Here is a 4055-nt window from a genome sequence, read left to right as displayed (position 1 = left end):
GCCGACAGCAGCATGGTCTCGTCGTCCAGGTAGGCGACGACGGAGCCGGCGGCCTGCTTGGCCAGACGGCCGGTCTCGAAGCGGATGGTGCGGGTGCCGAAGCTACCGTTGTCGATCAGCGCGACCGACTCGAAAACACCGGGCTCGACCTCGACCGCGGTCGAAGTACGTTCAGTTGTCTGCGTCATTTTCTTCTCTCGACCTCTCGTCTCGCCGGAGCGCAGCACCATGTGGGCGCGAACCGGCTATTCGTCAGCCGTACCGGACACGGACACGTGGAAACCCTCCTGGCTGCCACGCGCAGCACCCGGCCGTATCCCCTTGGAAGCGGCGACGCGGAGGCGGTCATCGATCGAAGCCCGACGGCGGTGAGGAACACGCCAGCCGAAAGGCCACTACCGAAGACCGACGCCACGCGGACGGATGCACACGGCTGTCACATGTTGTAGTGCACGCGGGAACCCGATGGTCCCCGAATACACGAATAGCCAACGAGAAGAAGTGTACTTCTTCCCATTGGCTACTCGCCGACCGCCTCAGCGGGGAGGCGTGTCGAAGCAGATCAGCGGCGCAGGCCGAGACGCTCGATGAGCGAACGGTAACGCTCGATGTCCTTGGCCTGCAGGTACTTCGACAGGCGGCGACGACGACCGATCAGGGCCAGCAGGCCGTGCCGGGTGTGGTGATCGTGCTTGTGCTGCTTGAGGTGCTCGGTCAGGTCCGAGATCCGCTTCGACAGCAGCGCGATCTGCGCCTCCGGCGAGCCGGTGTCCTTCTCGTGCAGGCCGTATTCGGCCAGAATGGCCGACTTCTGCTCAGTGGTCAGCGCCATGCGGCATCGACTCCTATTTCTCAGTTCCGCGCTCGAAGTTCCGGTTACCCGGGAGGGGCGCCACCGCGGACCGCAGCAAACCCGAGGATCAACCTTACACGCGACCAGGTGTGCGGTTGAATCGGGTTCAGGCCCGCTTGGCCGCCTCGGCTGCGGTGAGGATTTTGCGCGCGTTCTCGACGTCGCGGCCCATGGCCTCGACCAGGTCGTCGATGGTGTCGAACTTGCGCATCCCGCGCAGTTGCTCGACGAAGTCGACCGCGACGTGCTGGCCGTACAGGTCGGCCTCGCCGTCGAGGACGAACGCCTCCACGGTGCGCGAGCGGCCGGAGAACGTCGGGTTGGTGCCGACCGAGATCGCGGCCATCGCGCGCTCACCGGGTTCGACCGTGCCGATGGCCGGGCCCTGCCCGAGGACGGTGAACCAGCCCGCGTACACGCCGTCGGTGGGGATCGCGGCATGCATGGGCGGGGCGACATTGGCGGTCGGGAAGCCGAGCCCGCGGCCACGGCCGTCGCCGTGCACGACGACGCCTTCGACGCGATGCGGGCGGCCCAGCGCTTCGGCGGCCGCCGTCATGTCGCCCGCGTCGACGCAGGCGCGGATGTAGGTGGAGGAGAAGGTGACGGCGTGCTCGCCGAGCAGGGTGACCCCGTCGACCTCGAAGCCGAAGCGGCCGCCGAGTTCGCGCATGGTGTCCACGGTGCCCGCGGCCTTCTTGCCGAAAGTGAAGTTGTCACCGACGACGACCTCGCTGACGTGCAGGCGTTCCACCAGCAGATCGTGGACGTACCCGGACGGGGTGAGCTTCATGAACTCGTGGGTGAACGGCATCACGCAGAACACATCGATGCCCAGTTCCTCGGCGAGTTCGGCGCGCCGGGGCAGGGTGGTGAGCTGCGCGGGATGGGAACCGGGCCGTACCACTTCCATCGGGTGCGGATCGAAGGTCATCAGGACCGACGGAACACCCCGCTTCTTCGCCGCGGCCACCGCACGGCTGATCAGCTGCGCGTGCCCGCGATGCACGCCGTCGAACACGCCGATCGTGAGGACGCAGCGCCCCCAGTCCGCGGGCACATCGTCGAGACTTCGCCATCTCTGCACAGAGCGAAGCCTACGCAAAGCGGTACGGGAACAGAATTCCGGTGTGAGAAGGATCCTCGCACCGCGCCGTGCCGTTGGCCGATGTGTCATTCGGGCCAGGGATGCCTAACATCAATGATGTGCCAGGTAAACGAGATGTCGCTCCCCGCCGCGCGTCGTCGCAGCTCGGTGAACAGGCCGAACTCGCCGCCACCGCGACGATCGCGCCCGAGTTGTCCGCGGTGGCACAGGACTATCTGAAGGTCATCTGGACCGCGCAGGAGTGGTCGCAGGAGAAGGTGTCGACGAAGCTGCTCGCCGAGCGGATCGGGGTCTCGGCCTCGACGGTGTCGGAGGCAGTGCGCAAGCTGTCCGATCAGGGTTTGGTCGAGCACGCCCGCTACGGCTCGATCACTCTCACCGAGCACGGCAGGCGCGCCGCGATCGCGATGGTGCGCAGGCATCGCCTGATCGAGACGTTCCTGGTGAACGAACTCGGTTACGGCTGGGACGAAGTGCACGACGAGGCCGAGGTGCTCGAGCACGCGGTCTCGGAACTGCTGATGTCACGGATCGACGCGAAACTCGGCCACCCCGACCGCGACCCGCACGGCGACCCCATCCCCTCCGCCGACGGCGCCGTCCCCACTCCCCCGGCCCGCCGCCTCAGCGACTTCGCGGCAGGCGAATCCGGCCGCGTGGCCCGCATCTCCGACTCCGATCCCGCGATGCTGCGCTACTTCGACTCGGTCGGCATCGCCCTCGACACCGTGATCGAGGTCGAGGAACGCCGCGATTTCGCCGGCACCATCGCCGTCCGCATCGCGGCCGCCGACAGCCCGACCGAGCTGGGGACCCTTGCCGCCGAGGCGATCTGGCTCACTGCGTAGCCTGTCGGCGCACGGCCGTTGCCGAAGCGCGTTTCAGCAGGAGAAGTAGCGCCGCATGGAGTCGGGGACGCCGGCGGCGGTCGCCTCGGTCCAGCAGGTGTCGTGCGGGAATCCGACGTAGGTGGTCCAGGTACCGGACGAGCGGGTGATGATCCGCTGGTTGTCGCCCTGGCTGTTCCAGGAGACGACCGCCCACCGGCCGTCACAGAGGGTGATCAGGGCGTCCGGTCCTGGGTCGACCCCGAGTTCGGTCTCGATGGTGGGCTCAGCGCAGGCAGGGGCCGGTTCGGAGGGTGTGTCCTGGAAGCGGAGCGCTCCGGTGACAGTGGCGCCCGCGTCGACCAGGAACAGCGAGTGCATGCCTTCGGGGACGGGGTTCGTTCCCGCGGGCGCCGTCATGCCGAAGCGGTAGCAGCCCGTTGTGGTGGTGAAGGCGGCCAAGCCGGACGAGTCGGTGACGCCGTCCAGGCGCTGTGTTTCGGTGGTCTCGCCGACCGGGATGTCGTGACTCGCCGGATCGCACGGCTGCTGGAGCGAAAGGTACACGGGCACACCGGGAACCGGAACGCCCGACAGCGTCGCGGTCCGCAGGACGACGGTGCCCCTGGCGGGTGCCGGCGGTGGGCCTGGCTGTGCCGGGGTGGTGGGCACGCCGGTGGCTCCGGGGGTCGTGTCGATCGGCGCGGCAGTGGCCGGGCCGCCGGTCGGCGGGGTGACGACCGGCGGTCGTGACGTGCTGGTCGCAGTGGTCGGTCGCACCGAACTCGAGGTACCCGGCGTCTGCGGGCCATCAGCTCCACATCCGGCGAGAAACAGTGTTGTCACACCGGCGATGACGCCGATCCAGGTCTTCTTCATCGCAGCCATGGTGCACCCCTCCGAGCCGCCAGATAGATATCTTGGCTATCGCCTGGTGCGGTGCGGACGTTAACGACAAGTCCAGTGGCACTGCCACAGTGGCTGTGGTGCGGCGCCGAGCAGCGGGTCGACGACGTGTGGCGACCGAGTTGCCGATCTCCTCCTGGGTCTCAGCGCGACAGGAAGTCCAGCAATACCCGGAATTCCGCGAGGGACAGGTACCCGTCGCCGTCCTGGTCCGCGGCGGCGAGCAGATCTCCGGCCGTTTCCTCGATCCGCCCCGCGCCGACGTGGCGGATCAGCGAATCCAGTTCGGTGTCAGTGTTTATCCCGGCGCCCGTGTCAAAGAAAAACCCCACAGCCCCCGCGGGCGAGGGCACCACGCAAC

The 4055-nt window shown here is 67.8% G+C and carries 5 protein-coding genes and 1 pseudogene; 1 reads left to right on the top strand and 5 read right to left on the bottom strand.

The features are described from left to right. The 3 genes from ACFWPJ_RS26570 to ACFWPJ_RS26560 all read right to left on the bottom strand — a co-directional run. Positions 1 to 188 (bottom strand): hypothetical protein (locus ACFWPJ_RS26570; protein ID WP_378855272.1); only part of this gene is annotated, 188 nt, incomplete at its 3' end. Positions 189 to 562: 374 nt separating this feature from the next. Beyond that, positions 563 to 832: a 30S ribosomal protein S15 gene (gene rpsO / locus ACFWPJ_RS26565; protein ID WP_019048089.1), complete on the bottom strand. Its 270-nt coding sequence runs from the start codon at positions 830 to 832 to the stop codon at positions 563 to 565. Between the two features lie 127 nt (positions 833 to 959). After that, the gene (locus ACFWPJ_RS26560) at positions 960 to 1940 is read right to left on the bottom strand and encodes a bifunctional riboflavin kinase/FAD synthetase (protein WP_378855270.1); all 981 of its coding nucleotides are present in this window, start codon (positions 1938 to 1940) and stop codon (positions 960 to 962) included. Positions 1941 to 2041: 101 nt separating this feature from the next. On the opposite strand from ACFWPJ_RS26560, the gene ACFWPJ_RS26555 reads away from it, so the two are divergent. Beyond that, positions 2042 to 2809, top strand: coding sequence for a metal-dependent transcriptional regulator (locus ACFWPJ_RS26555; RefSeq protein WP_378855268.1), 768 nt, complete (start codon positions 2042 to 2044; stop codon positions 2807 to 2809). Between the two features lie 33 nt (positions 2810 to 2842). Here the strand turns inward: ACFWPJ_RS26555 and ACFWPJ_RS26550 are convergent, their stop codons facing one another. Continuing rightward, positions 2843 to 3667, bottom strand: a complete 825-nt coding sequence (locus ACFWPJ_RS26550; RefSeq protein ID WP_378855266.1) for a hypothetical protein — start codon at positions 3665 to 3667, stop codon at positions 2843 to 2845. A 170-nt stretch (positions 3668 to 3837) separates the two neighbouring features. Next, positions 3838 to 4055, bottom strand: a pseudogene (locus tag ACFWPJ_RS26545) (hypothetical protein); the annotation flags it as partial.

Origin of the sequence: Nocardia sp. NPDC058497, assembly GCF_042720195.1 — a bacterium.
Classification (GTDB): domain Bacteria; phylum Actinomycetota; class Actinomycetes; order Mycobacteriales; family Mycobacteriaceae; genus Nocardia.
Note: the sequence above shows the minus strand (reverse complement) of the source record. Positions and strands in the feature narration are given on the sequence as shown.